This is a genomic window from Actinoplanes sp. NPDC049265 (genome assembly GCF_043197135.1).
Lineage (GTDB): Bacteria > Actinomycetota > Actinomycetes > Mycobacteriales > Micromonosporaceae > Actinoplanes.
The window spans coordinates 13,614-37,037 of sequence record NZ_JBICSP010000003.1 but is presented as its reverse complement, the minus strand read 5'-3'; the positions used below and the strand labels follow the sequence as shown (position 1 = coordinate 37,037).

At 70.6% G+C, this 23,424-nt stretch carries 25 protein-coding genes; 17 read left to right on the top strand and 8 right to left on the bottom strand.

Annotated features, from left to right (window positions below; genetic code table 11):
• Window positions 1–39 precede the first annotated feature (39 nt).
• Both ACGFIO_RS10005 and ACGFIO_RS10000 read right to left on the bottom strand, forming a co-directional pair.
• Window positions 40–975, bottom strand: a complete 936-nt coding sequence (locus ACGFIO_RS10005) for a tRNA (adenine-N1)-methyltransferase (RefSeq protein WP_392824483.1) — start codon at window positions 973–975, stop codon at window positions 40–42.
• The gene (locus ACGFIO_RS10000) at window positions 972–2,045 is read right to left on the bottom strand and encodes a M50 family metallopeptidase (RefSeq protein ID WP_392825458.1); all 1,074 of its coding nucleotides are present in this window, start codon (window positions 2,043–2,045) and stop codon (window positions 972–974) included. Before ACGFIO_RS10000 ends, ACGFIO_RS10005 begins: the two co-directional genes overlap by 4 nt.
• 298 nt (window positions 2,046–2,343) lie before the next feature.
• Here ACGFIO_RS10000 and ACGFIO_RS09995 point away from each other — a divergent pair, with 298 nt between their 5' ends.
• Entirely contained in the window at window positions 2,344–3,399 is a 1,056-nt protein-coding gene (locus ACGFIO_RS09995) for a RecB family exonuclease (RefSeq protein ID WP_392824481.1), read from the top strand.
• Window positions 3,400–3,732: 333 nt separating this feature from the next.
• On the opposite strand, the gene ACGFIO_RS09990 is transcribed toward ACGFIO_RS09995, so the two are convergent.
• The 4 genes from ACGFIO_RS09990 to ACGFIO_RS09975 all read right to left on the bottom strand — a co-directional run bounded on the left by ACGFIO_RS09990 (window position 3,733) and on the right by ACGFIO_RS09975 (window position 6,598).
• Window positions 3,733–4,563: a DUF4097 domain-containing protein gene (locus ACGFIO_RS09990; protein ID WP_392824479.1), complete on the bottom strand. Its 831-nt coding sequence runs from the start codon at window positions 4,561–4,563 to the stop codon at window positions 3,733–3,735.
• Window positions 4,564–4,599: 36 nt separating this feature from the next.
• Complete coding sequence (locus ACGFIO_RS09985; RefSeq protein WP_392824477.1) at window positions 4,600–5,073, bottom strand: hypothetical protein; 474 nt, start codon at window positions 5,071–5,073, stop codon at window positions 4,600–4,602.
• Window positions 5,074–5,169: 96 nt separating this feature from the next.
• Entirely contained in the window at window positions 5,170–5,805 is a 636-nt protein-coding gene (locus tag ACGFIO_RS09980; protein ID WP_392824475.1) for an HAD family hydrolase, read from the bottom strand.
• A 61-nt stretch (window positions 5,806–5,866) separates the two neighbouring features.
• Window positions 5,867–6,598 (bottom strand): neutral zinc metallopeptidase, encoded by a 732-nt coding sequence (locus ACGFIO_RS09975; RefSeq protein ID WP_392824473.1) that lies wholly within the window; start codon window positions 6,596–6,598, stop codon window positions 5,867–5,869.
• An 86-nt stretch (window positions 6,599–6,684) separates the two neighbouring features.
• On the opposite strand from ACGFIO_RS09975, the gene ACGFIO_RS09970 reads away from it, so the two are divergent.
• From ACGFIO_RS09970 to ACGFIO_RS09955, 4 genes are all read left to right on the top strand, one after another.
• Window positions 6,685–7,491, top strand: a complete 807-nt coding sequence (locus ACGFIO_RS09970; protein WP_392824470.1) for an aminoglycoside 3'-phosphotransferase — start codon at window positions 6,685–6,687, stop codon at window positions 7,489–7,491.
• Window positions 7,492–7,510: 19 nt separating this feature from the next.
• Window positions 7,511–8,497: an aldo/keto reductase gene (locus ACGFIO_RS09965; RefSeq protein ID WP_392824467.1), complete on the top strand. Its 987-nt coding sequence runs from the start codon at window positions 7,511–7,513 to the stop codon at window positions 8,495–8,497.
• A complete protein-coding gene (locus tag ACGFIO_RS09960) occupies window positions 8,494–9,240 on the top strand; it encodes a YqjF family protein (protein ID WP_392825457.1) in 747 nt (248 codons plus the stop codon). The genes ACGFIO_RS09965 and ACGFIO_RS09960 overlap by 4 nt, the downstream gene beginning before the upstream one ends.
• 63 nt (window positions 9,241–9,303) lie before the next feature.
• The gene (locus ACGFIO_RS09955) at window positions 9,304–9,984 is read left to right on the top strand and encodes an ankyrin repeat domain-containing protein (RefSeq protein ID WP_392824464.1); all 681 of its coding nucleotides are present in this window, start codon (window positions 9,304–9,306) and stop codon (window positions 9,982–9,984) included.
• A 55-nt stretch (window positions 9,985–10,039) separates the two neighbouring features.
• Here ACGFIO_RS09955 and hpt read toward each other — a convergent pair whose 3' ends face one another.
• Entirely contained in the window at window positions 10,040–10,606 is a 567-nt protein-coding gene (hpt, locus tag ACGFIO_RS09950) for a hypoxanthine phosphoribosyltransferase (RefSeq protein ID WP_392824461.1), read from the bottom strand.
• 128 nt (window positions 10,607–10,734) lie between these two features.
• Here hpt and ACGFIO_RS09945 point away from each other — a divergent pair, with 128 nt between their 5' ends.
• Window positions 10,735–11,613 carry a CDP-alcohol phosphatidyltransferase family protein gene (locus ACGFIO_RS09945; RefSeq protein WP_392824458.1) on the top strand — a complete coding sequence of 293 codons (879 nt, stop codon included), beginning with the start codon at window positions 10,735–10,737 and terminating at the stop codon, window positions 11,611–11,613.
• On the opposite strand, the gene ACGFIO_RS09940 is transcribed toward ACGFIO_RS09945, so the two are convergent.
• A complete protein-coding gene (locus ACGFIO_RS09940; protein ID WP_392824455.1) occupies window positions 11,579–12,025 on the bottom strand; it encodes a GNAT family N-acetyltransferase in 447 nt (148 codons plus the stop codon). The two genes, ACGFIO_RS09945 and ACGFIO_RS09940, sit on opposite strands and share 35 nt — an antisense overlap.
• A 67-nt stretch (window positions 12,026–12,092) precedes the next feature.
• Between ACGFIO_RS09940 and ACGFIO_RS09935 the strand changes: the two genes are divergently transcribed.
• The 11 genes from ACGFIO_RS09935 to ACGFIO_RS09885 all read left to right on the top strand — a co-directional run bounded on the left by ACGFIO_RS09935 (window position 12,093) and on the right by ACGFIO_RS09885 (window position 23,398).
• Window positions 12,093–12,632 carry a hypothetical protein gene (locus ACGFIO_RS09935; protein ID WP_392824453.1) on the top strand — a complete coding sequence of 180 codons (540 nt, stop codon included), beginning with the start codon at window positions 12,093–12,095 and terminating at the stop codon, window positions 12,630–12,632.
• A gap of 11 nt (window positions 12,633–12,643) precedes the next feature.
• Entirely contained in the window at window positions 12,644–12,934 is a 291-nt protein-coding gene (locus ACGFIO_RS09930; protein ID WP_392824451.1) for a hypothetical protein, read from the top strand.
• A 158-nt stretch (window positions 12,935–13,092) separates the two neighbouring features.
• Window positions 13,093–14,055 (top strand): aminoglycoside phosphotransferase family protein, encoded by a 963-nt coding sequence (locus ACGFIO_RS09925; RefSeq protein ID WP_392824449.1) that lies wholly within the window; start codon window positions 13,093–13,095, stop codon window positions 14,053–14,055.
• 66 nt (window positions 14,056–14,121) lie between these two features.
• On the top strand, window positions 14,122–14,814 hold the full coding sequence (locus tag ACGFIO_RS09920; RefSeq protein WP_392824447.1) for a response regulator transcription factor: 693 nt from the start codon (window positions 14,122–14,124) through the stop codon (window positions 14,812–14,814).
• Window positions 14,811–16,262, top strand: a complete 1,452-nt coding sequence (locus tag ACGFIO_RS09915; RefSeq protein ID WP_392824444.1) for an ATP-binding protein — start codon at window positions 14,811–14,813, stop codon at window positions 16,260–16,262. Before ACGFIO_RS09920 ends, ACGFIO_RS09915 begins: the two co-directional genes overlap by 4 nt.
• 553 nt (window positions 16,263–16,815) lie before the next feature.
• Window positions 16,816–18,114: an urea ABC transporter substrate-binding protein gene (gene urtA / locus ACGFIO_RS09910; protein WP_392824442.1), complete on the top strand. Its 1,299-nt coding sequence runs from the start codon at window positions 16,816–16,818 to the stop codon at window positions 18,112–18,114.
• Window positions 18,115–18,203: 89 nt separating this feature from the next.
• Complete coding sequence (gene urtB, locus ACGFIO_RS09905; protein ID WP_392824439.1) at window positions 18,204–19,088, top strand: urea ABC transporter permease subunit UrtB; 885 nt, start codon at window positions 18,204–18,206, stop codon at window positions 19,086–19,088.
• The gene (gene urtC / locus ACGFIO_RS09900; protein WP_392824437.1) at window positions 19,085–20,179 is read left to right on the top strand and encodes an urea ABC transporter permease subunit UrtC; all 1,095 of its coding nucleotides are present in this window, start codon (window positions 19,085–19,087) and stop codon (window positions 20,177–20,179) included. The genes urtB and urtC overlap by 4 nt, the downstream gene beginning before the upstream one ends.
• Window positions 20,176–20,979 (top strand): urea ABC transporter ATP-binding protein UrtD, encoded by an 804-nt coding sequence (urtD, locus tag ACGFIO_RS09895; RefSeq protein ID WP_392824435.1) that lies wholly within the window; start codon window positions 20,176–20,178, stop codon window positions 20,977–20,979. The genes urtC and urtD overlap by 4 nt, the downstream gene beginning before the upstream one ends.
• Before the next feature lies 1 nt (window position 20,980).
• Window positions 20,981–21,664 carry an ATP-binding cassette domain-containing protein gene (locus tag ACGFIO_RS09890; protein WP_392824432.1) on the top strand — a complete coding sequence of 228 codons (684 nt, stop codon included), beginning with the start codon at window positions 20,981–20,983 and terminating at the stop codon, window positions 21,662–21,664.
• A gap of 84 nt (window positions 21,665–21,748) precedes the next feature.
• Window positions 21,749–23,398 (top strand): purine-cytosine permease family protein, encoded by a 1,650-nt coding sequence (locus ACGFIO_RS09885; protein ID WP_392824429.1) that lies wholly within the window; start codon window positions 21,749–21,751, stop codon window positions 23,396–23,398.
• Window positions 23,399–23,424: the final 26 nt, after the last annotated feature.

The following is a 23,424-nucleotide window of genomic DNA, read 5'->3' as shown; positions in this document are numbered from 1 at the left end:
CCGCCCCGGCAGAAAACTACCCGACGCGCGGTAGCCGGGTCACACCCCGGTGTCATCGCGCTCTGCCGCGATCGCCTCGCGGGCGGCCTTGCGCAGGGCGTACGCCTCGGCGCCCTTGCTCGGCTTGCGACGGCGCGGCGGAGCGGTCACCCCCGGGGCGAGCCGGCGGGCCGAGACGAGGAACGCGGTGTGCGCCACCATCCGGTGGTCGGGCCGCACCGCCAGGCCCTCGGCGTGCCAGTCGCGGACCAGCGACTCCCACGCCCGCGGCTCGGTCCAGCCACCGCGCTCGCGCAACGCTTCCACCAACTCCGACAACTGGGGCGTGGTGGCGACGTACCCGATGAAAACCCCGCCCGGCACGAGCGCCCGCTCGACCATGTCGAGGGCCTCCCACGGGGTCAGCATGTCCAGGATGATCCGGTCGAAGCCGGTCTCGGTGGCCTCGGCCACGTCACCCTGGTGCAGGTGCCAGGCCGGGTGCGGGCCGCCGAAGAAGGCCTCGACGTTCTTGCGGGCGATGGCCGCGAAGTCGTCGCGCAGCTCGTACGAGTGCAGCTCGCCGCCCGCCCCGACGGCGCGCAACAGGCTGCAGCTCAGCGCGCCCGACCCGGCGCCCGCCTCGAGGACCTTCGCCCCCGGGAAGATGTCACCCATGGCGACGATCTGCGCCGCGTCCTTCGGATAGATCACCTGCGCGCCGCGGGGCATCGACAACACGTAGTCGCTGAGCAGCGGCCGCAGCGCCAGATAGTGTGTGCCGCCGGCCGAGCTGATCACACTGCCCTCGGGCATCCCGATCAGCTCGTCGTGATCCAGGGCGCCGCGGTGCGTGTGGTACGCCTTGCCCGGCTCGAGCACGATCGTGTGCATCCGGCCCTTGGGGTCGGTGAGCTGCACGCGGTCACCGGGACGGAACGGCCCCCGGTGCGACGGTGTGGTCTCGGACTCTTCGGCCAGGTGCTGGGTGGTCACGATCTCTCTTTCGCCTGTGCGACTGTTCTCCGGGGCTCCAGCACCGCGGCCAGGTCGGCCACGTGCAGGACGCCGACCACATCCTCCCCGGAGACCACAAGGTATTGCGCACCCGGGTAGGCCTGGATCGCCCGGACCACCTGCTCGCCGGTCAGATCGGCCTTGAGCGCGGTCAGCTTGCCGATGTCGCGCGCCACCGAGTCGACCGGCACCCACGGCCGTCGATCGGCCGGCACCTTGGCCGCCGCCATCACATCGACCAGCGCCACCAGCCGCCCCGACGAGTCCTCGACCCCCAGCGCCGGCCGCTCCCGCGCGTCCTCCGCGCCCCGCCGCTCGGCCTCGGCCAGCGGCGTCCCCGACGGCACGCCGAGCACCGGCCGGGTCAGCCGCCCGAGATCCACCAGCGGGAACCGCGAGGTCATCCGGGCCAGCCGGATCGACTGCCCCGCCCCCTGCCACAGCGTCACCACCACGAGCAGGATGAACAGCACCCCGAAGAGCGTGATGAACCCGAAGTGATAGAGCGCCAGCACGGTCGCGGCGGTGGCCAGCGCGATCACCCGCCCCGCCCAGCCCGCCACCACAGTCGCCCGGGTGCGGTTCCCGACGATCGCCCAGACCAGCGCCCGCAGCGCCCGCCCGCCGTCGAGCGGCAGCCCCGGCAGCACGTTGAAGAACGCCACCAGGATGTTGGAGGCGGCCAGCTGAAACGCGATCTCCCCGGCGACGGTGCGGTCCGGCAGCAGGTGGTAGGCCAGTGCGGCCAGAGCGCCGAGCACCAGCGAGACCCCCGGCCCGGCCAGCGCCACCAGGGCGTCCACCCGCGGGCGGGGCGCCTCCCGATCCATCTCGGTGTATCCGCCGAGCAGTTCCAGGGTGATCCCGCGCACCCCGATCCCGAACCGCCGCGCGGTCAGCGCGTGCCCCAGCTCGTGCAGCAGCACCGAGCCGAGCAGGCACAGCACGAACCCGAACCCGACGAGGTAACTGACCGGCCCCGGCAGCCCCAGCGACCCCTGCACGAAGCCGCCGTAGACCACGGTGACCAGCACCGCCAACACCAGCATGGAGGCATTCAGGAAGAGCGGGATGCCCAGCACACGGCCGACCACCCGCCCTCGGCGCCGCCGTTCCGCACGCTCGTCCACGCGCTCGATGGTACGGACCGTAAAATTCAAGGGCCTGAGGTCGTAGCCGGGTGGGTGGTGCTGACCGTCGCTCCCGCCGAGGTCGCTTCGCTCCACCTGCGTACGTGGTCACCCTCCGGAAAACCGCGTTCCAGCTCCGCTGAGCGCGCCGGCCCAGGCCGCCGCGCAGGAGGTGGCCGGGGGAGGTTTTGTCGTACCCGGCCGATAGCCTCTTCGCATGACGGTGACCGAATCCTCCGGGACCGCGACGACGTTCACCGGCCCGTCGTTGTCGCCCTCGCGCGCCGCCGATTTCAAGACGTGCCCGTTGCTGTTCCGCTTCCGCACCATCGACCGCCTCCCCGAACAGCCCACCCCCGACCAGGTCCGCGGCACCCTCGTGCACGCCGTCCTGGAACGCCTCTTCGACCTGCCCCCCGTCGAACGCACCCGCGGCGCCGCCGAGTCCCTGGTCGAGCCCCAGTGGCTCCGCCTGGTCGACCAGGAGCCGGCCTTGTCCGCCCTCTTCGACCCCGCCCTCCCCCGCCCCGCCGCGCCCACAACGCCCGCTCCCAGCCCGCCCGGCCTCACCACGGCTGCCACCACCACTGCGACACCCACCACCAGCACCGGCGGCGAGCACACTTCGACGGCTGGGATTCCGGTCCAGGGCGGCGCGTTCGCGGAGCCGATGCTCGACGGGATGCCGCTGGACGCCGATGCGCGGCTGGAGGCGTTCTTCGCGAGCGCCCGCGACCTGCTCGGCGGCTACTTCGCCGTGGAGGACCCGACCCGCCTGGAGCCGGCCGAGCGCGAGGCCCTGGTGTCCACCCTGGTCGACGAGGAGTTGCTGATCCGCGGCTACATCGACCGGCTCGACGTGTCACCGGGCGGGGATCTGCGGGTGGTCGACTACAAGACCGGCGGCGCACCCCGGGAGGCGTTCGAGGGGCGGGCGCTGTTCCAGCTGAAGTTCTATGCGCTGGTGCTCTGGCGTACCCGTGGGGTGGTCCCGAGGGTTCTCCGCCTGCTGTACCTGAAGGATCAGGAGATCTGCGACTACAGCCCCGACGCCGAGGAACTGGAACGCTTCGAACGAACGCTGGTCGCCCTCTCCCAGGCGATCGAACGCGCCAAGCAGGACCGAGACTTCCGCGCCAAGCCCAGCAAGCTCTGCGGTTGGTGCAGCCACCAGGCCCGGTGCCCCGAGTTCGGCGGCACGCCGCCGCCCTACCCCGAGCGGGCCCCCGACCCGGACGCCCCGCCGGAGGACCTCCTCTCCGCCGCCGACTGACCCCACACCGCCCGCCACGGCACACCACCGCCGACCGACCCGCACCAATCGCCGAGGGATCCCGCCGCCGAACGGCGGCGCCCGCCTCCCGGAACGTGAGCGTCGGGGAGGCGGGCGCCGGCCGGTGTCACCAGAGGGTCGGGCCGCGGACCAGCGGATAGCGTCTCGGCCGGTAGCGCTCACCGGCTCGCCGTGAGGTGAGGAGCCGGCGCGCGAAAGGGACGTCGGTCGGTGTAGGGCGTCTGGTCATGTCAGGCCACCAGCCTGGAGGCCGTGCCGGTGAGGAGCCTGCGCGCGAATGGGCCGCCGGCCGGTGCGTGGCGTCTGGTCATGTCAGGCCGCCAGCCTGGAGGCCGTGCCGGTGACGCGGCGGATGTCGATGTCGCCGCTGGCCGTGCGGATGCGGAGTTCGAGCTGGGCGCCGGTGGACTGGGGGGTGGCGCCGGGGGTGTCGGTGCCCATGGTCAGCTCGTTGCGGGTCTTGCCGGACGCGGTGCTCACGTCGAGCCAGACGCCGGTGCCGGCCAAGACGCCGACCTTGACGTCCCCGGAGGCGGCGCTGATGCGGGACTCGCCGGCGCGCAGCAGGCCGACCTTGATGTCCCCGGACGCGGTCTTGATGTTGGACGAGGCGCCGATGCCGGTGATCTGGATGTCGCCGGACGCCGCCTCGGCGCTGACGTCACCGGTGACGTCACCGATCCGCATGTCGCCGGAAGCCGAGTGGACGCGCAGCGAGCCGCCGATCCGGCCGACGGTCAGGTCGCCGCTGGCCGATTCGAGGTCGGCGTCGCCTGTGACGTCGTCGAGGCGCAGGTCGCCGGAGGCCATTTTGACCCGGGCCTGGGCGTAGCGCCCGGTCGCCTGGAGGTCGGCCGGGCCGAGGTCGCAGGCCAGCGAACTGTCCGCCGGCACGCGTACGGTGACCCGCAGTTTGCCGCCGCGCCGGAAGCCCCAGCCGTGCTGTTCGGGGGCGCGGACGACGAGCGTGTCGCCGTCCAGGGCGATCTGGGTGTTCTCGGCGGCCTGGCGGGACGCGTCGCTTCCGTCGGCCGGTCGCACCTCGGCCAGCACGCTGGTGCGGTCCTCGGCGGTGATGTCGACGCGGCCGGATCGGACGCTGAGGGCCACCGTGACGGGGGCGGAGCGGTCGAATTCGGGCATGGCTGTTTCCCCTTTTCGTACCAATGAGACGGGTGGTCAGGCCTGGGCGAAGCCGGTGATGCGTTTGCCGGGGCGGGCCGGCGGCGGGCCGGCGGGGCGCTGGACGGCCAGGGTGACCGCCCGGACGAGCCACGCGTTGACCGAGATGCCCTCGGCCGCGGCGATCTGCTCGACGTGCGTTTTGAGGGCCTCGGGCATGCGCAGGGTGAGGCGGGTCAGGTCGCCGTCGACGGCGGGTGGCGGCGGGGTGGCGATGTCGGGTTCGGTCACCGTCGCGGTGACGACCAGGTCGGCTTCGCGGCCGCGGAGCCGGACCTCGACGGACGCCTCGGGCAGCCGGGTGGTGATCTCGGCGGCGGCGTCGGAGAGGGCTTCGAGGAGGACGAGCCGGGCTGACGCGTCGAGCGAGTGGCTGAGCAGCTCGGCCGCCTTCGCGGTGTCGGCTCCGCCGGGGGCGGCGGCCGCGGCGAGGTCGGCGCGGAGTGCTTCGAGGTACGGCGTCAGGTCCATGCCACCACTATGACGTCATTGATGACGTCAGTCAAGCGTCATGGTGACGGCACAAAAACGGGCCGGCCCATAAGGGCCGGCCCGCACAGCGTGAAATCAGGCGAGCAGCGTCGCCAGGTAGGCGGGGTCGATCCCTTCCAGGGTGGTACGCAGGTGCACGCCGTCGGTCGGCGGCAACTCCAGCTCGGCGGGGACGGCGAGCACGGCCGCACCGGCGGCGACGGCGCTGGCCACGCCGACGGGGCTGTCCTCGATGGCCACGCAGCGTTCGATCGGGACGCCGAGCAGCTCGGCCGCCGTACGGTAGGGCTCGGGGTCGGGTTTGGGGGCTTTGACCTCGTCACCGACCACTATCGCGTCGAAGTTGTCCCGGCCGATCGTGCGCAGCGCCACCTCGACCAGCTTGCGGCCGGTGGAGGTGACCAGCGCGGTCGGCAGCCCGGCGGCGCGGACCGCGCGAAGCAGCTCGTAGGCGCCGGGCCGCCACACCAGCCCGTCGGCGAACAGCTCGAACACGCGGTCGGTGAGCCAGGCGACGTCGGGTTCCTCGGGGCGCTCGGGCTGACCCAGGTCGTCGCGCAGGATCTGCATGGTGCGACCCATGTTGCTGCCGATCATCGCGTGCCGGGCGGCCAGGGACAGCTCGCCGCCGGCCAGCACGGCCAGCTCGCGCAGGGCGATGTCCCAGACCCGCTCGCTGTCGACCAGCGTGCCGTCCATGTCGAAGAGCACGGCGGCGGGAAGTGACGCAGTCAGAGCGAGCCTCCAAAGAGTGGATCATGCAGAGAGGAATCTACAGGTCACAGGGGTCGAGCGAATCGCGGTAACCCTTGACGAACGACGCGGTGCGCTGCTTGGCCGTGCCGTGCGCGCCCTCGGCGAACCACGGCTGCCCGGGGTCGTCGCCGACCGCCTCCAGGCCGGCCGCCAGCTCCGCCGTGTCGTCCTTCTGCAGGCTGAGCCGCTTCTGCCGTTCCATGTCGCCGATATACGCCCCGGCCATGCAGTCGGCCTGCAGCTCCTGCTGGATGGTGAACTGCTTCTGGATGCCCAGCCGCAGCTGGATGGCGTGCGCGTACTCGTGGCCGAGCAGGTAGAAGATGAACGCGTCGCCGACCTGCTGGAACGCGGCGAAGGCCCAGTTCACGTCGTAGGCGATGAAGTCACCGTCGGAGCAGTAGGCGGCGTTGTTGAGCCCGAGCGGCTGGCCGCCGCAGTCCACCTCGCCCTCCCGCTCGTACGCGATGACCTCCCGCACCGGCCGGAACTCGAGGTTGCTGGCCTTGAAGACACCGGACCAGTACGCCTCGGCGATCTCGGTGGCGTCGCCGATGTCGGCCTTGAACTCCTCGGGGCTGTCGGTGCCGTCCTCGTCCGGGCCGGCGGCCTTCGATGTGACAGGTGTCTCAACAGGTGCGGGTGGAGCCGCGCCGGGCTGGTCCGGGGCCGCCACGCAGCCCAATCCGACCAGGGCGGCGATCACCGCGGCCAGCATCACGGGACGTCGGCCGTTCGGCACCGGCATATGGGTCCTCCGAGGGGTGGCGGGACCGGGGCATTCCACGATACGTGTAGGTGCCGAACACGGATCATCACCGATCGGGGTGCTTCATGCTTCTGTCAAACCTGCCGAGGACAGATCTCGAGGTGCCCGCCGCGGTACTGGCGCTGGCGGCGGGGCGTCCGCTGCGCCCGGTCTGGGTCAATGTGCTGGGTGGCACGACTTTTGAGATGCGAGGCGACGGGTACGACCGCAGTTTCGTCAAGTTCGCGCCGGCCGGCAGCGGGCTGCCCCTGGCCCGGGAGGCCGGGCGGCTGGCGTGGGCCCAGCGCTTCACACCCGTACCCCACGTGTTGTCGGCCGGGAGCGACCACACCGGAACCTGGCTGCATACCGCGGGCCTGCCCGGCGGCAACGCCGTCGACGAGTGCTGGCTGGCCGACCCGGCCCCGGCCGTCGCGGCGATCGGCCGCGGTTTGCGCACCCTGCACGACCGGCTGCCGGTGGACGAGTGCCCGTTCAGCTGGTCGGCCGAGGGGCGGCTGGCGTCGGCCTGCGAGCGCGCCGGCCGCGGCCTGATCGACGTGGCCGCGTGGCACCCCGACTACCGGCATCTGACCGTGGCCGAGGCTCTGGCCCAGGCGGTGGACCGGCCGCCGATCGACCGGCTGGTGGTCTGCCACGGCGACGCCTGCGCGCCGAACACACTGGTCGGCGCGGACGGCCGGTGGACCGGGCACGTGGATCTGGCCACCCTCGGTGTCGCCGACCGGTGGGCCGACCTGGCGATCGCCTCCTGGAGCCTGGACTGGAACTTCGGCCCGGGCTGGCAGGAGGATTTCTTCGCCGCGTACGGGATCGAGCCCGACCCCGACCGCATCGCCTACTACCGCCTCCTGTGGGAGCTCGGCCCCTGACAAGCGTAGGTTCTGCTGCATGAGGCACGTATCGCTGGCGGGGCTCGATGTGTCCCGCGTCGGGCTCGGCTGCATGGGCATGTCCGCGTTCTACACCGGTAAGGACACCGACGAGGCGGAGTCGATCCGCACCCTGCACCGGGCCCTCGAACTCGGTGTCACGTTCATCGACACGGCCGAGCGGTACGGCCCGTTCACCAACGAGGAACTGGTCGGCCGGGCGTTGGCCGGGCGCCGCGACGAGGTGGTGCTGGCGACCAAGTTCGGGCTGATGTCGCACATCGGCCGGGGCACGCCGGACCCCACCGGCCGGGTCATCGACGGGCACCCCGACAACGCCCGGGCCGCCATCGACGGTTCGCTGAGCCGGCTCGGCACCGACCACATCGACCTGTTCTACCTGCACCGGGTCGATCCGACGGTGCCGATCGAGGAGAGCGTCGGCGCGATGGCCGAGCTGGTCCAGGCGGGCAAGGTGCGGCACATCGGCCTGTCCGAGGCGGCGCCGGAGACGATCCGCCGGGCGCATGCCGTGCACCCGATCACCGCGGTGCAGTCGGAGTACTCGCTGTGGACCCGCGACCCCGAGGACGGCGTGCTCGACACGCTGCGTGAGCTCGGCATCGGCCTGGTTCCGTATTCGCCGCTGGGCCGCGGCTTCCTGACCGGTCAGATCACCTCGCCCGACGACTTCGACGACGACGACTTCCGCGCGAACAACCCCCGCTTCACCGGGGCCAACTTCACCGCGAACCTCGAGATCGTCCGCGTTGTCCGCGAGGTGGCGGTCGAGGCGTCGGCCACACCGGCCCAGGTGGCCCTGGCATGGCTGCTCGCCCAGGGTGACGACATCGCCCCGATCCCCGGCACGAAGCGGGTGGCCCGTCTGGAGGAGAACGCCGGCGCCGACGAGGTCGCCCTGACGCCCGATCAGCTCGGCCGTCTGACCGCGATCGCCCCACCGGCCGGCGACCGCTACCCCGACATGTCGCAGGTCCGGCGCTGAACCCCGAGGACGTCACGCCCCTGACCACCCGGCCGGTCGGCCGCCCGTGGCTGGTCCAGCAGTGGCGTGACCTGGCTTTCCTGCACTGGCCGCTGGATCCGGCGGTGGTGGCGCCGTTCCTGCCGGCGGGCACTCGCCCCGACGTGTTCGACGGCGTCACGTACGTGGGGCTGATCGGCTTCCGGATGGTCGGGCTGGGCCCGCTCCGCGGTCCCGGCCTGCCCTACCTGGGCACCTTCTGCGAGACCAACGTGCGCCTGTACAGCGTCGACGCCCTCGGCCGGCGGGCGGTGGTCTTCCTCTCGCTCGACGCCGAGCGGCTCATCCCGGTGCTGACCGCCCAGGCCACGCTGCGTCTGCCCTACCGGTGGGCGCGGATGAGCCTGCGGCGCCACGACGACGTGTACGAGTACACCAGCCGCCGCCGCGCCGCCCGCTCGTCCTTCGCGGTCCGCCGCGGCGACCCGATCGCCGAGCCGACCCCGCTGGAGCATTTCCTCACGGCTCGGTGGGGCCTGCACACCCGGGCCTGGGGCCGCACGGTCCACCTGCCCAACGACCACCCGACGTGGCCGCTGCACCGGGCCGAGCTGCTTCACTGCGACGAGTCGCTGATCGCCGCCACGGGTCTCCCGGCCCCGACCGGCCCACCGGCGAGTGTCCTCTACTCCCCCGGCGTCCCGGTCGTCTTCGGTGGCCCGTCGACGGCCGGCCGCGCTGCGGGAGCCGGCTCGCCGGGTTGAGCCGGCATGGCCGCAACGGGTCAGCGCGGCCATCGACGGTCCCGGATCCGGGACCGTCGAGTCGTGGAAGCGTTGCTGGTCGTCGCCGTTCTCGTCCTCGCCACCGTCCTGATCATGGGCCGGGGGCGCCGGAAGCGTCCGGCGCCCCCGGCCCGCCGCCCGCTGACCCTGCACCAGGCCGTCCGGCGCGGCGACCGGGCCGCGACCGCACGGCTGCTGGCCGAGGGCTCCGACGTCAACGCCACCGACCGGGCCGGCGACACGGTGCTGCACCAGGCCTACTACAACGGCCGCGACGGGCTGATCGGCTCTCTGCTCGACCGCGGCGCCGACCCGGCCCGCCGCAACCACGCCGGCCTGACCCCGGAACGCATGCGCGACCTGGCCCCCGTGGTGCGGCTGATGCGCACCGCCGCCGACACCGTCGGCGTGGTCGGCCTGGCCGGGCGCGACCAGCTGCGCCGCGCCCCCGAGGACCTCTACGCGGCGGCGCTGTGGCGGCTGGTGGCGTCCGACCCGGCCAAGCACCGCGCGGTGACCCTGGCCGTCCGCCTCGGCGTACCCGGCACCGAGCCGGTCCTGTCGCGCCTGCTGCAAAGCTTCGGCGACCTCACGATGGCGGTGATCCTGCTCAACTGCGGCTCCCCCGAGCTGCGGACGGCGGCGGAGCTATGGGCGCGGGCGCACGGCTACACCCTGATTCGCGCGTACGGCGGCCAGCCCGCCACCTGGGGCGAGTTCTAGGCGTTTCGCCTGATCCTCGGCCGGCTGCGGTCCCACGGCGGGCCGGCGGCGTGGATCAGCGGGCGACCGGAGCGGCGTAAACGTGCGGGGCGAGCACCGCGGCGCAGCTCAGGTTGCGGTATTTGCCCTGGTGGTCGAGGCCGTAGCCGACGATGAGGCCGGGCCGGACGTCGAAGCCGATGTACGCCGGCGTCACCCCGAAGTCGGGGGTGTCGGGGCGTCGCATCAGCGCGCACACCGCCACCGAGCTCGGGCGACGCTGGCGCAGGTTGGCGATCAGCCAGTTCATGGTCAGGCCGGTGTCGATCACGCCCTCGACGATGATCACGTCGCGGCCGGTGATGTCCAGGTCGAGGTCTTTGAGCAGGCGTACGGAGCCGGACGCTCGGTTGCGGGTGCTGTAGGACTTGATCGCCATCCAGCCGATCTCGACCTGGCCCGGGTAGGCGCGGGCCAGGTCGACGGTGAACGTCGCCGCGCCGGCCAGCACGCCGACCATCACCGGGGTGCGTCCGGCGTAGGCCTCGGCCAGCTGCCCGGCCAGCGCGGTCACCCGGTCGCCGATCTGGTCCTCGGTGAACAGCACGGACTCGAGGTCCGGCGCGACGTGTGAAGCGTCCACTGACCCTCCCGGTGTTGATCCGGTGCGGAGGCGGCCATCCTGTCACGTTGCCCAACGATCGACCGAAGGCCCTATGCTGCACGCCACCTTCTGTTCACCTACACATCACACGACCGGGGTTGCCAATCATGGGGGAACGTCTTCCGCTCGCCGAGATCCGGCAGCGCACCTACAAGGAACGGGACGCCTGGTGGACGGTCTGGCTGGTCGATCCGCTGGCGTCGCGGCTGGTCCGGCTGGTCTCGCCGTGGCCGGCGGTCACACCCAACCGGCTCACCGTGGCCGCGTTCCTGCTCGGTGTCGGCGCGGCCGGGTGCTTCAGCCGGCAGAGCTGGGGCTGGCTGGTCGCGGGGGCGGCGCTGTTCCATCTGAGCTTCGTGCTGGACTGCATGGACGGCAAGATCGCCCGGCTGAACGGGACCGGGTCGGTGTTCGGGGCGTGGCTGGACTACGTCTTCGACCGGCTGCGTGTGCTGGCGTGCACGGTGGCGCTGATGGGCGGGCAGTTCGCGCGTACCCATGACATGGTTTTCGTCTGGCTCGGCGGTCTGGTGATCTTCCTGGACATGTTCCGCTACCTCAACGCCCTGCAGATGAACAAGGTGAAGACCGACATGCGGGTCATGCTCGCCGCCGCGCGGGGCGAAACCGCGCCGATCTACCTGGAGGAGAACGAGGCCGTCGGCGACGAGGGCGAGCACACGGTGGTCGACATGTACGGCGACTTCCGCGGCCGGTTCGGCGTGTTCGTACGGCTGCGCAACCGCCTCTTCGGCCGGCGCATCCGGGCGCACCTGTTCAGCGGCATCGAGTTCCAGATGTTCGTGTTCATCGTCGGGCCGGTGACCGGGCTGGTGGTCGCGACCACGCTGGTGTCGGCGGCCCTGCTGATCGCCTTCGAGCTGCTACTGATCTACAAGCTGTGGACGGCCACCCGCGCGTTCCAGGCGACGGTCGTGCCGTCGCAGCGGGTCACAGCATTCGAGCCCAGTTCACCACTTCCGTGACCGGCTGGAACCCGGCCGAGACGTAGAGCTGGATGGCCCGGATGTTGTCCGGCTCGGTCTGCAGCGACAGCCGGTGCGCGCCCTCCGCGCGGGCCGCCTCGGACACGTGCGCGAGCAGCTCGCGGGCCAGTCCGGCGCGGCGCGCGGCCGGGTCGACGTACAGGTCGCGGATCATCCAGACGGTGCGCAAGGTCAATGACGCGGGTACGACGGAGACGGTCAGCACGCCGCGCACCAGCGCGTCGTCGCCCGCCGCGAACAGCCGCAGCCGATCGGTGACGAGCTGGTCGCGGATCCACTCCTCGGTGGCGCCGGGCGCCGGGTTCGCCCCGTAGTGCTGCCGGTAGGCGTCGAACAGCGCCACCGTGTCCGGGAACCAGGGATGCGTCGCGGCCAGCCTCACCACCGTCATGTGATCATGATGGCCCATGGTTGGCGCATCACCGGTGCGGAAGCGACAAACGGCGCATAATGCTTGGGTGGAGCGGGAACAGCCGGTGATCGGCCCGGCCGACGACGCGACCAGCTTCTTCCAGCCGCGGGGCATGGTCTTCGTGACCATGCTGTGGGTGATCGCGATCGCCTGGGCGGTCTGCCGCGGCCTGTGGGTGCTGGTCGCGCTGCTCTTCGGCGTACGCCCGGCCGCCGCCGACATCGCCTCCCTCGGCGAGAGCCTGATCGTCGTACCGGCGGTCGTCGCCTGCCTGGTCATCCTGGTCGCCTGGAACCGCCTCGGCTGGCTGCACAGCTCGGTGCACGGCCTCGAGTTCGCGGCCACCGGACGGCGCGGCGTCGCCATACCGTGGTCGGCCGTCGCCTCGGTGTCGCTGCGCCATCGCGGCGTCTTCACCGAGCTCGTCGTCACCCCCGCCGGCCCCGAGGCGGTCACCGAGCTGCCCGGCCCCGGCCGCCGCCCCCGCCGGCGCGGCGACTCGTACCTGGTCGACATCGGACTCATGTCCCCCGGACCGCGTACGCTGCTCGCGGAACTGCACCGGCGCATGCCCTCCAAGGTCTGAGGTTCTCTCCGATGTGGGACATCCGGATCACCCGCGTCTTCGCCGCCCCGCGCGCTGAGGTCCACCGCGCCTTCGCCGCCCCCGGTCAGATCGACGCGACCTTCACCGAGGCGTCCGGCAGCGACCTGCTGGCCGGCGAGGCGGGCGGCATGCGCCTGCGCGTCGAGTTCCACGACGAGCCGGACGACCGTACCCGCCTGATCCTGATCCAAGGCCCTTGTCCCGCGGAGACCGAGGGCCAGGTGCGCGAGGCGTGGAGCGCGAGTTTCACCCAGCTCGACAAGGTCCTGGCGCGTCACTGATCGAACCGACCACCAGCGTGCCGGCGCCGCCCGCTCACGTCTCGGCGATCCGGACCACCAGCGTGCCGGCGCCGCCCGCTCACGTCTCGGCGATCGCGACCCGGCTCGCGGCCGGCAAACTCCGTGCTCGACGTCGATGGGCGGACGAGGATGGAGCGGTGACTGCAATTCCGGATCTCGGTCCCCCGCCGCAGCGCATCACCGTCGACGCGGAACAGGTGCATCGGCTCGTCTCCGGCCAGTTCCCGGAGCTGGCCGACCTCCCGATCGAGCCGGTGGCCAACGGCGGCTGGGACAACTGGACCTTCCACCTCGGCCCCGACCGGCTGGTGCGTCTACCCAGCGCCGCCGAGTACGCCTCGGCCGTCGACAAGGAACATCGGTGGCTCCCGGCCCTCGCCGCGCGGCTGCCGCTGCCCATCCCGACCCCCCTGGCACTAGGCAAGCCGGGCGCGAACTACCCCTACCCCTGGTCGATCTACCGTTGGCTCGACGGCGAACCGGCCCGCGCAGACCGCGTCACCGACCCGCTGCGATTCGCGCTCGACCTGGCGCGGTTCCTGGCCGCCCTGCAGAACATCGACGCTGCCGGGGGTCCGCAGCCCGGCCTGCACAACTGGTTCCGGGGCGGCACCCTGCGCGCCTACGACAAGAAGGTTCACGATGCGCTCGCGGAGTTGGACGGTCACGTCGACGCCGAGCTGGTTCGCGAGATCTGGGCAAGGGCCCTCGACGCCGCTTGGGACGGCGTCGACCGATGGTTCCATGGAGACATCGCCCCGGGAAACCTGCTGCTCGCTGACGGCCGGTTGGCGGCCGTCATCGACTTCGGCACGTGCGGTGTCGGTGACCCGGCCTGTGACCTGACGATCGCTTGGACCTTCCTGACCGCCGACTGCCGTCAGGCATTCCGGCAGCGGCTGAGAGTCGATGACGCGACATGGGCGCGCGGGCGCGGCTGGGCTCTCTGGAAGACCCTCGCGAGCTGCCCCCACCCCTTCGACGACCCCGGCAACGCCAAGGAATTCGCGAACGCCCAGCGCATCCTCGGCGAAATCGTCTCCGAATGGACGTCCGGCGCCGTCACCGATCCTGTTCCCTCGGTCAGCCGACGCTTCTAATCCTGACCTCAGGTTGATCGGCGAGAATGAGCGGCAAAGGCATCGAATGGAGGGGGGCGGGCTGGCGTGCGGATCATGATCGCGGATGACGAGGCGGCCATCCGTGAGTCACTGGAGCGAGTGCTCCAGGTCGAAGGTTATGACACCAGCACCGTCGCCAACGGTCTCGCCGTGCTCGACGGGGTCGGTGGGCCCGGCGGCGACACGCTGGACCTGCTGATCCTTGACGTGATGATGCCCCGCCTCGGCGGGTTGGAGACCTGCCGGCGGTTGCGGGCCACGGGCCGGGATCTGCCGGTGCTGATGCTGACCGCCCGTGATCAGGTCTCTGACCGGGTCGCGGGGCTGGACGCGGGCGCCGACGACTACCTGCCCAAGCCGTTCGCCACCGAGGAGTTACTGGCCCGGGTACGCGCTCTGCTGCGGCGGCGCACGCCGGCCGACGAGGAGTCGCAGATCCTGTCGTTCGCCGACGTCCGGCTCGATCCCGACAGGTTCGAGGCGTGGCGGGGCGGGCGGCCGCTGTACCTGACCCGGACCGAGTTCTCCCTCCTGCAGGTCCTCGTGCGCAACGCGACCCGGGTCTTGACCCGCGAGGCGCTGTTCGAGGCGATCTGGGGCTTCGACATGAGCACCACCGCCAACAATCTCCAGGTCTACGTGAGCTACCTGCGCCGCAAGATGGAGGCCGAGGGTGAGCCGCGATTGATCTACACGCTGCGCGGTCTGGGATACACGCTGCGGGAGACTCCTCCGTGAGCGGGCACGCCCGCCGGGAGCCGCGCCGGTTGACCCGATGGTGGCGCCGGCGGTCCCTGCGGACCAGGATGACGGTCATCGCGGCGACGGCCATCGCGGTCAGCGTGTTCGTCGCCTTCCAGGTGGCCAGCGAGCTCCTGGGCTGGGAGCTGCGGAACACCGCCGAGAACCAGCTCCGCGCCGATTCCCGCGTCCTGGCCACCAACGCGGCGCGCGACGGTCTGGCGCGGGTCGAGCTACCGCCGTACGCCGGATCGGGTCGGTTGGTGCGGGTCATCCTGCCCGACGGTTCGACCCGGACGCCGGCCGGCCAGCCCGCGCTGCCCCCGGTCAGCGAGCGGGCCGGGCTCGTGGCCCAGGGCGCGTCGGCCGACCTGATGGAGTCGAGCGACATCGACGAGGACGGCTTCCACGTCTACACGCTGCGGGCGGGCGCCGGCGCGGTCCAGGTGGCCAGCGTCGCCGACGACAGCCCGGTCAACGAGTTCGGGTTCGGCATGCTGCTGATCGGGCTGCTCTGCGTGGCCGGCGGCACCCTGGTCGGGCGGGCCGTGGCGCGGACCGGGCTGGCACCGATCGACCGGCTGACCGCCGCCGCGGAACGTGTCGCGCACACCCGGGATCTCGACGCCACCATCCCGGACGAGGGCGGTGGGGAGATCCGGCGGCTGATCCAGTCGATCAACGACATGCTCACCGCCCTCCGGAATTCCCGGCAGGCCCAGCGACTGCTCGCCGAGGACGCCGCCCACGAGCTCAAAACCCCGCTCACCAGCCTGCGCCTCAACGCCGAGCTGCTGATCCGGCTCGATCGGCGTGGCATCCTGGACAGCGCACTGCCGGCGGGCAGCCGGACCCGGCTGCTCAACGACCTCGGTGCCCAGGTGTCCGAGTTGAGCACCCTGGCCGCCGAGCTGACCGACCTGGCGCGCGGTGACGTCAGCGACGAGAGCACCGAGCTGCTCGACCTCGCCGACGTGGTGATGGCCGCGGCGGCCCGGGCGCGTTCCCGCATGCCCGACATCGACGTCGCGCTCGACGTGACCTCCGTGTGGGTGAGCGGGCGTCCCGCCGCGCTCCAACGGGCCGTGCTCAACCTCATCGACAACGCCGGCAAGTGGTCCCCCGCGAACCAGCCGATCCAGGTCCGGCTCCGCGCCGATGGCAGGTCGGCGGTGCTCGAGGTCGACGACGCCGGGCCGGGCATCGACGCCGCCGACGTACCGCGGGTGTTCGACCGGTTCTACCGTGCCGACAGCGCCCGGGCGCTGGCGGGATCCGGTCTGGGGCTGTCGATCGTGCAGCGGGTCGTCGACGCCCACGGCGGCCGGGTCACCGTCGCCCGCTCCGCACGCGGTGGCGCGCTGCTTCGGGTCGATCTTCCGGCCGCGGCCCCGCCCACACCGAACGCGCGGCTCACCGCCGGGGAGGACACCGCGGTGCACTGACCCGCCCCCGCGGCGTTACGCAGGACAACGGACCTCGGCCCCCGGGCACGGCACCCCGCACTCCGGCAAGCCCAGGGGCGAATGCTGTACTGCAGGTCACCGGCGGCCACTATCGGTGCGCACAGCCTGACGCTGGGCATCAGGCCGAGCCCGGCGGGCGCCACTCTGCCTGGAACCCAGGGAGCAGTGCGTCCCGTCGTTGTGCCCGTGGAGGCCTGGCGGACTGTTCTCACCCCTCTGGATGTCAGAAGTGTGCCACGGACGCGGCGCCACCGTAGGGGCTGACAGAGTTTTGACACCGCCATCCGGGCTTTTGCCGAGCTGACGAGTCCCCACTGATCCAGCGGCTACATAGTTGGAACAGCGAAGAAATGTCAGAGTAATGACTCCGCGTCAATCTGCTCTCACCTGCAGCAGTCGGCTGCACCGTCCGGCGGCACGGAGCGGGGAGCTCGGGACGCCGGCGGCTCGCCCTGGACATCTACATCCGCACGATCCTCCGTGCCGCGGCCCCGGCGTCACGCCCCCTTCACCAGGAACGGAGTTCCTATACATGTTCACCACCAGCAAGCGGCTCCGCGCGCTCGTGGCTACGGGCGCCATCGGGACGGCTGTGGTCCTCGTGCTCGCCGGCTGCGGCGCCCGAGCCGGCGACGACAAGCCCGGCGGCGGGTCGGCTGCGGCAGCCAGCTGCGTCGACACCTCCGGTGCCACCATCAAGCTCGGCTTCCTCAACTCCCTGACCGGCGGCATGGCGATCTCTGAGAAGACCGTCTCCAACGTGCTGCACATGGCCGCCGACGAGATCAACACCGGCGGCGGCATCCTCGGCAAGAAGATCGAGTACGTCCAGGAAGACGGCGCCACCGACTGGCCCACCTTTGCCGAGAAGACCGAGAAGCTGCTCACCCAGGACTGCGTCGCCGCGATCTTCGGCGGCTGGACCTCGTCCTCACGCAAGGCCGTGAAGCCGGTCGTCGAGAAGCTCAACGGGCTCTTCTTCTACCCGGTGCAGTACGAGGGCCTCGAGTCGTCGCCGAACATCTACTACACCGGTGCGACCACCAACCAGCAGATCATCCCGGCGATGGACTTCCTCGCCTCCAAGGGGGTGAAGAGGCTGTTTCTGGCCGGGAGCGACTACGTCTTCCCCCGCACCGCCAACGCGATCATCAAGCTCTACGCGGCCAAGCTCGGCATCCAGATCGTCGGCGAGGAGTATGTACCCCTCGACAAGGACGACTGGACCAGCCAGGTGGCGAAAATCGTTGCGGCCAAGCCCGATTTCGTCTTCAACACCATCAACGGCTCGTCGAACGTCGGCTTCGTCAAGGCCTACTACGACGCCGGCCTCACCCCCGCGAAGACGCCGATCATCTCGGTGTCGATCGCCGAGGAGGAGGCGCCGGCCATGGGCCACGAGGTCACCGGCAACTACGCGTCCTGGAACTACTTCCAGTCGCTCGAGACCCCCACCAACCCGAAGTTCATCAAGAGCTGGAAGGCCTACCCCAAGAGCAGCGGCGTCACCTCCGACCCGATGGAGGCCGCGTACATCTCGCTGTACCTGTACAAGGCCCTCGTCGAGGCGGCCGGCTCGTTCGACGTCAACGCGGTCAACGCCGCGGCCAAGAAGGGCACCATCACGTTCGACGCACCGGAGGGCAAGGTCACGCTCGACGGCGAGAACCACCACATCTCCAAGCCGGGCCACATCGGCCGGATCAACGCCAACAACCAGTTCGACATCGTCTGGGCCTCCGAGAAGTTCATCGAGCCCGACCCGTACCTCGAGGGCTACGACTGGTTCCCGGCCGACATCCGCAAGCAGCTCGTGGGTGCGGCGGGCTGATCGCCCGGCCGCACACGGACGCGGGGTTGCGTGTCGCCCGCGGCACGCAACCCCGCACCGCCCGCCCCTCTCAGAGAGAGCGAACGCACGTGGACGTACTGATCCCTCAGCTGCTGAACGGCAGCGCGCAAGGTGCGCTGCTCCTGCTCGCCGCGCTGGGCCTCTCGCTCACCTTCGGACAGATGGGCGTGATCAACATGGCCCATGGCGAGTTCCTCATGATCGGCGCCTTCACCGCCTACCTCGTCCAGCAGGTCATCCACTCCAGCGATCTGTCGATCCCGGTCGCGCTGCCGGTCGCGTTCGTCGTCGCCGGTCTGTTCGGCCTCGTGCTGGAGGCCACCGTCATCCAGTGGATGTACCGCCGGCCCCTCGACACCTTGCTCGTCACCGTCGGTGTCGGCCTGATCCTGCAGCAGGCGGCACTACAGATCTTCCCGTCCCAGGGCGTCCCGGTGGAGAAGCCCGGCTGGCTCGACGGGCAGCTGAACAGCCTCGGCTACAACTGGCCGCTGCGGCAGCTGTTCACCATCCTGCTCGCGGTCGTCTGCGTTGCCGCGCTGGCGGCCTGGCTCAAGTACACGTCGTTCGGCCGTCGCATCCGGGCGACCGTGCACAACCGGGACCTTGCCGAGACCACGGGAATCTCCACCCGTACGGTCGACCGTCTGACCTTCTTTGTCGGGTCGGGTCTGGCCGGCGTCGCCGGAGTGGCCGCGTCGCTCATCGGCGGCACGAACTCGCAGATGGGCGCGCAGTACATCATCCCGGCCTTTCTCGTTGTCGCCGCCGGCGGCATCGGCCAGCTCAAGGGCACCGTCATCGCCGCGTGGGCGGTGGGCGTCGCCCTCTCGTGCTTCGCCTACTGGACGACCGGCAGCTTGGCGCAGGTGCTCGCCCTCATCCTCGTGATCGTCTTCCTGCAACTGCGCCCGCAGGGCCTGTTCACGGTGCGAACCAGGAGTCTGGTATGACCAAGCTGAAGCCATGGCTTTCCCTCAGCGGCATCGGGCTGTTCGCGGTCCTGCTCCTCGCGGTCGCTCCCGTCGTGCTCTCCGATCACTGGCTCAACAACCTCGGCAAGTACTGCTGCTGGGCCATCGCCGCCGTCGGCATCGGCCTGGCGTGGGGCCGTGGCGGGATGCTCGTGATGGGGCAGGGGGTGTTCTTCGCCCTCGGCGCCTACTCGATGGCCATGCACCTCACGTTGGAGACCGCCGGCGACCGAGTCCCGGGTTTCATGGTGCTCTACGACCCGCTCGCGCCGCTCCCCGCGTTCTGGGAGCCGTTTCACAGCACGGTGTTCACTCTGCTGGCGATCCTCCTGCTCCCCGTGATCCTGGCCGGCATCCTCGGCTACGCGCTGTTCAAACGCGGCGTGAAGGGCGCGTACTTCGCGATCCTGTCGCAGGCGCTCGCCGTCGCGCTGGCCACCCTGATCAGCTCCACGATCCGCGAGACCGGCGGCGACACCGGGCTCAGCGACTTCAAGTACTTCTTCGGCTTCGTGTTGAACGACCCGGCAAACAAGATCATGGTGTACGTCATCGCAGCTGCGCTGCTCATCGTGTGTCTGCTCGCGGTGCGGCAGCTCTACCACAGCCGCTTCGGTGAGCTGCTGGTCGCCGTCCGGGACGCCGAGGAGCGCGTACGCTTCCTCGGCTATGACCCGGCCAACGTCAAGCTGGTCGCCTTCGTCGTCTCCGCACTGATGGCAAGCATCGGCGGGGCGATGTTCGTGCCCATCGTCGGCATCATCACTCCGGCCGAGATCGGCGCCGCCGCTTCGATTCTCATGATCGCGGGTGTCGCCTTCGGCGGCCGCGCCTCGCTCTTCGGCCCCGCGCTCGGCGCGATGGCGGTCGGATGGGGGCAGTCGAGCCTCGGCTCGACCTGGCCCGAAGGCTGGACCTACGTCCTCGGTCTCCTGTTCATCGTCGTCATTCTCTTCCTGCCGAACGGGCTGTCGTCGCTGCCGGCCAGGTTCGCCGCAAGGCGCCGGACCCCTGAGCGACAGCCCACCCCGGCGATCGCCGCCGCACAGCTTGAAGAGGTGAGGTCATGACCGACGCTTCGCTTGTTGTCACGGACCTCCACGTCGAATTCTCGGGCTTCGTCGCGGTCGGCGGCGTTTCCTTCGACGCGCACCCCGGCGAGGTGCGGTTCCTCATCGGCCCGAATGGCGCCGGCAAGACGACCTGCATCGACGCCATCACCGGGCTGGTGCGGGCCACCGGGTCGGCCAGGCTCGGCGAGAGCGAGCTGCTCGGAAAACAGGTGCACAAGATCGTCCGCCTCGGCGTCGGCCGCACGTTCCAGACCGCGAGCGTCTTCGAGGAGCTCACCGTGCTCCAGAACCTCGACATCGCCGCCGGACTTCACCGCTCCTCGGCCTCGCTGCTGCGGGCCCGGCGTGGCATCGACGTGTCGATCGAGCAGGTGCTGGAGGAGACCGGGCTCGCCGGCGAGCTCGCTACGCGGGCCGGAATCCTGTCGCACGGTCAGAAGCAGTGGCTGGAGATCGCGATGCTGCTCGTGCAGGACGCGAAGGTGCTGCTGCTCGACGAGCCCGTCGCCGGCATGAGCCAGGACGAGCGCACCGCGACCGGCGAGCTTCTGCAGCGCATCGCGGCGAAGCGGATCGTGCTCGTGGTCGAGCACGACATGGACTTCATGCGCCGCTTCGCCACCCGCGTGACGGTGCTGCACCAGGGCAAGGTGCTGTCGCAGGGGATGGTGGGCGAGGTTCAGGCCGATCCCAAGGTGCAGGAGGTCTACCTCGGCACCGCGGGCGCCGCCACCACGGCCGCCATGTCGGTCGTGCCCGAACCGGCGGCCGGGACGCGGAATCGGAAAGGGGACTGACATGCTGGAGCTCACCGACATCGAGGCCGGCTACGGGCGTACGCGGGTGCTGCACGGCGTGACGGTGCCGTCCGGCAAGGTTGTGGCCGTGCTCGGCCACAACGGCGCCGGCAAGACGACCCTGCTGCGTCTCGCGATCGGCCTCATCAAGCCGTCGAAGGGCCGCGTGTTGTTCGACGGTGAGGACGTCACGTCGCTCGCCCCCAACCAGCGCGTCGCTCGCGGCATGGCGTACGTGCCGCAGGGTCAGCAGTCGTTCGGCCAGCTCACCACGCTGGAGAATCTGCAACTGGTCGCCGACGGGCGCCGGGGTGGCAAGGCCCTCATCGACGCGCAGATGGCTCGCTTCCCCGCACTGAAGCAGTTCGCCGCCCGGAAGGCAGGCCTGCTCTCCGGCGGGCAGCGCCAGCAACTCGCGATCGCCCGCGCCCTCATCACCGAGCCGAAGCTGCTGATCCTTGACGAGCCGACCGAGGGCATCCAGCCCACGATCGTCGCCGAGATCGAGCAGACCATCATGCAGCTGGCCGGGGAGGGCATCAACGTGCTGCTCGTCGAGCAGCACATCGGCTTCGCCCTGGAGGCCGCCGACCACTACGTCGTGCTCGCCTCGGGCCTCGTCACACAGACCGGAGAGGGCGGCAAGGCCGCCACCTCCACCGTGCGAGCCGCCATGGTGATCTGAGCCGGCATGACCCACGCCCGCAATGCCGTCGAAACACCGGACAGCGACGATGCCCCAACGCAAGGTGCCTTAGGGGATGCCACTGTGTCGACGGACAACGCTCGCGCGGCCGCAGAGGACAGCCTGGAGGACTACGCCTTCCGCTATGTGCCGCGCACGTTCCGGCGATGGAGCGCGGCCTCCGTCGGTGCGACCGCCCTCGGGTCCATCGCGTTCCTCGCCGACTTCTCGATCGGCGCGAGCATCGGCATCGATCACGGCACCACCAACGCCGTACTCGGCATCGTGTTCGCGTCGGTCGTCATCGTCATCGTGGGCGTGCCCGTCGCCTACTACGCCGCCCGCTACAACCTCGACCTCGACCTCATCGCCCGTGGCGCGGGATTCGGCTACTACGGCTCGATCATCACGACCATCGTCTTCGCCGGCTTCACCTGCATCTTCTTCGCTCTGGAGGGCGCGATCATGGCGCAGGGGCTGAAGATGGCGACGGGGACGCCGCTGTGGCTCGGCTATCTCATCTCGACCGTCGTCGTGATCCCGATCGTCATCTACGGCATGCGTGCGCTGGAGCGCCTGCAATTCTGGACCACACCCCTGTGGCTCGCCCTCGCCCTGCTGCCGCTGCTGTGGATCGTCGTTTCCGACCCCGGGGCGGTGCGCGCCTTCACCTCGTTCACCGGCGACTCCGGTGGCTCGATCAGCCTCGGCGCCGTGGTCTCGAGTGCGGCCGTGTGCTTCGCCCTGACCCCTCAACTGGCGGAGCAGATCGACTACATCCGCGCCATGCCGCCACGCACGCCGTCGAACGCCCGCTCGTGGTGGACGTCGTTCGCGTTCGCCGGCCCGGGCTGGGTCGTCTTCAGCGGCACCAAGCAGGTGATCGGCGTGTTTCTCGCGGTCTACCTCCTGGTTCGGGTCGAACCCACTCTCGGGCACCAGGCGGCCGAACCGGTCAGACAATTCGTCGAGATGTACCGGATCCTCGTCCCCGACTGGCTCGCGATCGTTCTCGCCCTGGTGCTCATCGTGGTCGCGCAGGTGAAGATCAACGTGACGAACGCGTACTCGGGATCGCTCGCGTGGTCGAATGTCTTCACCCGGATGGCGAAGCACTACCCTGGTCGCACGGTCTTCGTCCTGTTCAACCTCGTGATCGCCTACGTGCTCATGATGCTGGACGTCTTCACCCTCATCTCCTTCGTGCTGAGCCTCTACGCGAATGTCGTCATGGCGTGGCTCGTGACGATCGCCACCGACATCGCGATCAACAAGTGGATACTGCGCATTTCGCCGCGGTTCCCCGAGTTCCGCCGCGGCATGCTGCACGACTGGAACCCGGTCGGGCTCGTGTCGGTGGGGCTCGCCTCGGTGCTGTCGCTGCTCGCGTTCGCCGGGCTGCTCGGCGCCGCCGTCAAGCCGTTCTCGGTGCTCATCGCGATCGGCGTCGCGATCGTGGCCACGCCGGCCACGGCCCTCGCCACGCGAGGGCGCTACTACCTGCGCCGCCGCTCCGACGGCATCGACTCCCCACGGTTCGACGAGCACGGCAATCCTTCGGGCGAGCGGCTCCGCTGCCACGTCACCGGGTACACCTTCGAGCGGCCGGATATGCTGGCCTCGGCCGAGAGAGGACCACACGGCGAGGTCCAGTACGTCTCGTCGCTGGCGCTCACGCTCGACGACTCCGATCGCTACGTCCTCCCGCCGGAAGTCACCGGGCCCCCGCAGTGAGCGGCCGCCCCGAAGAGGGAGACGTG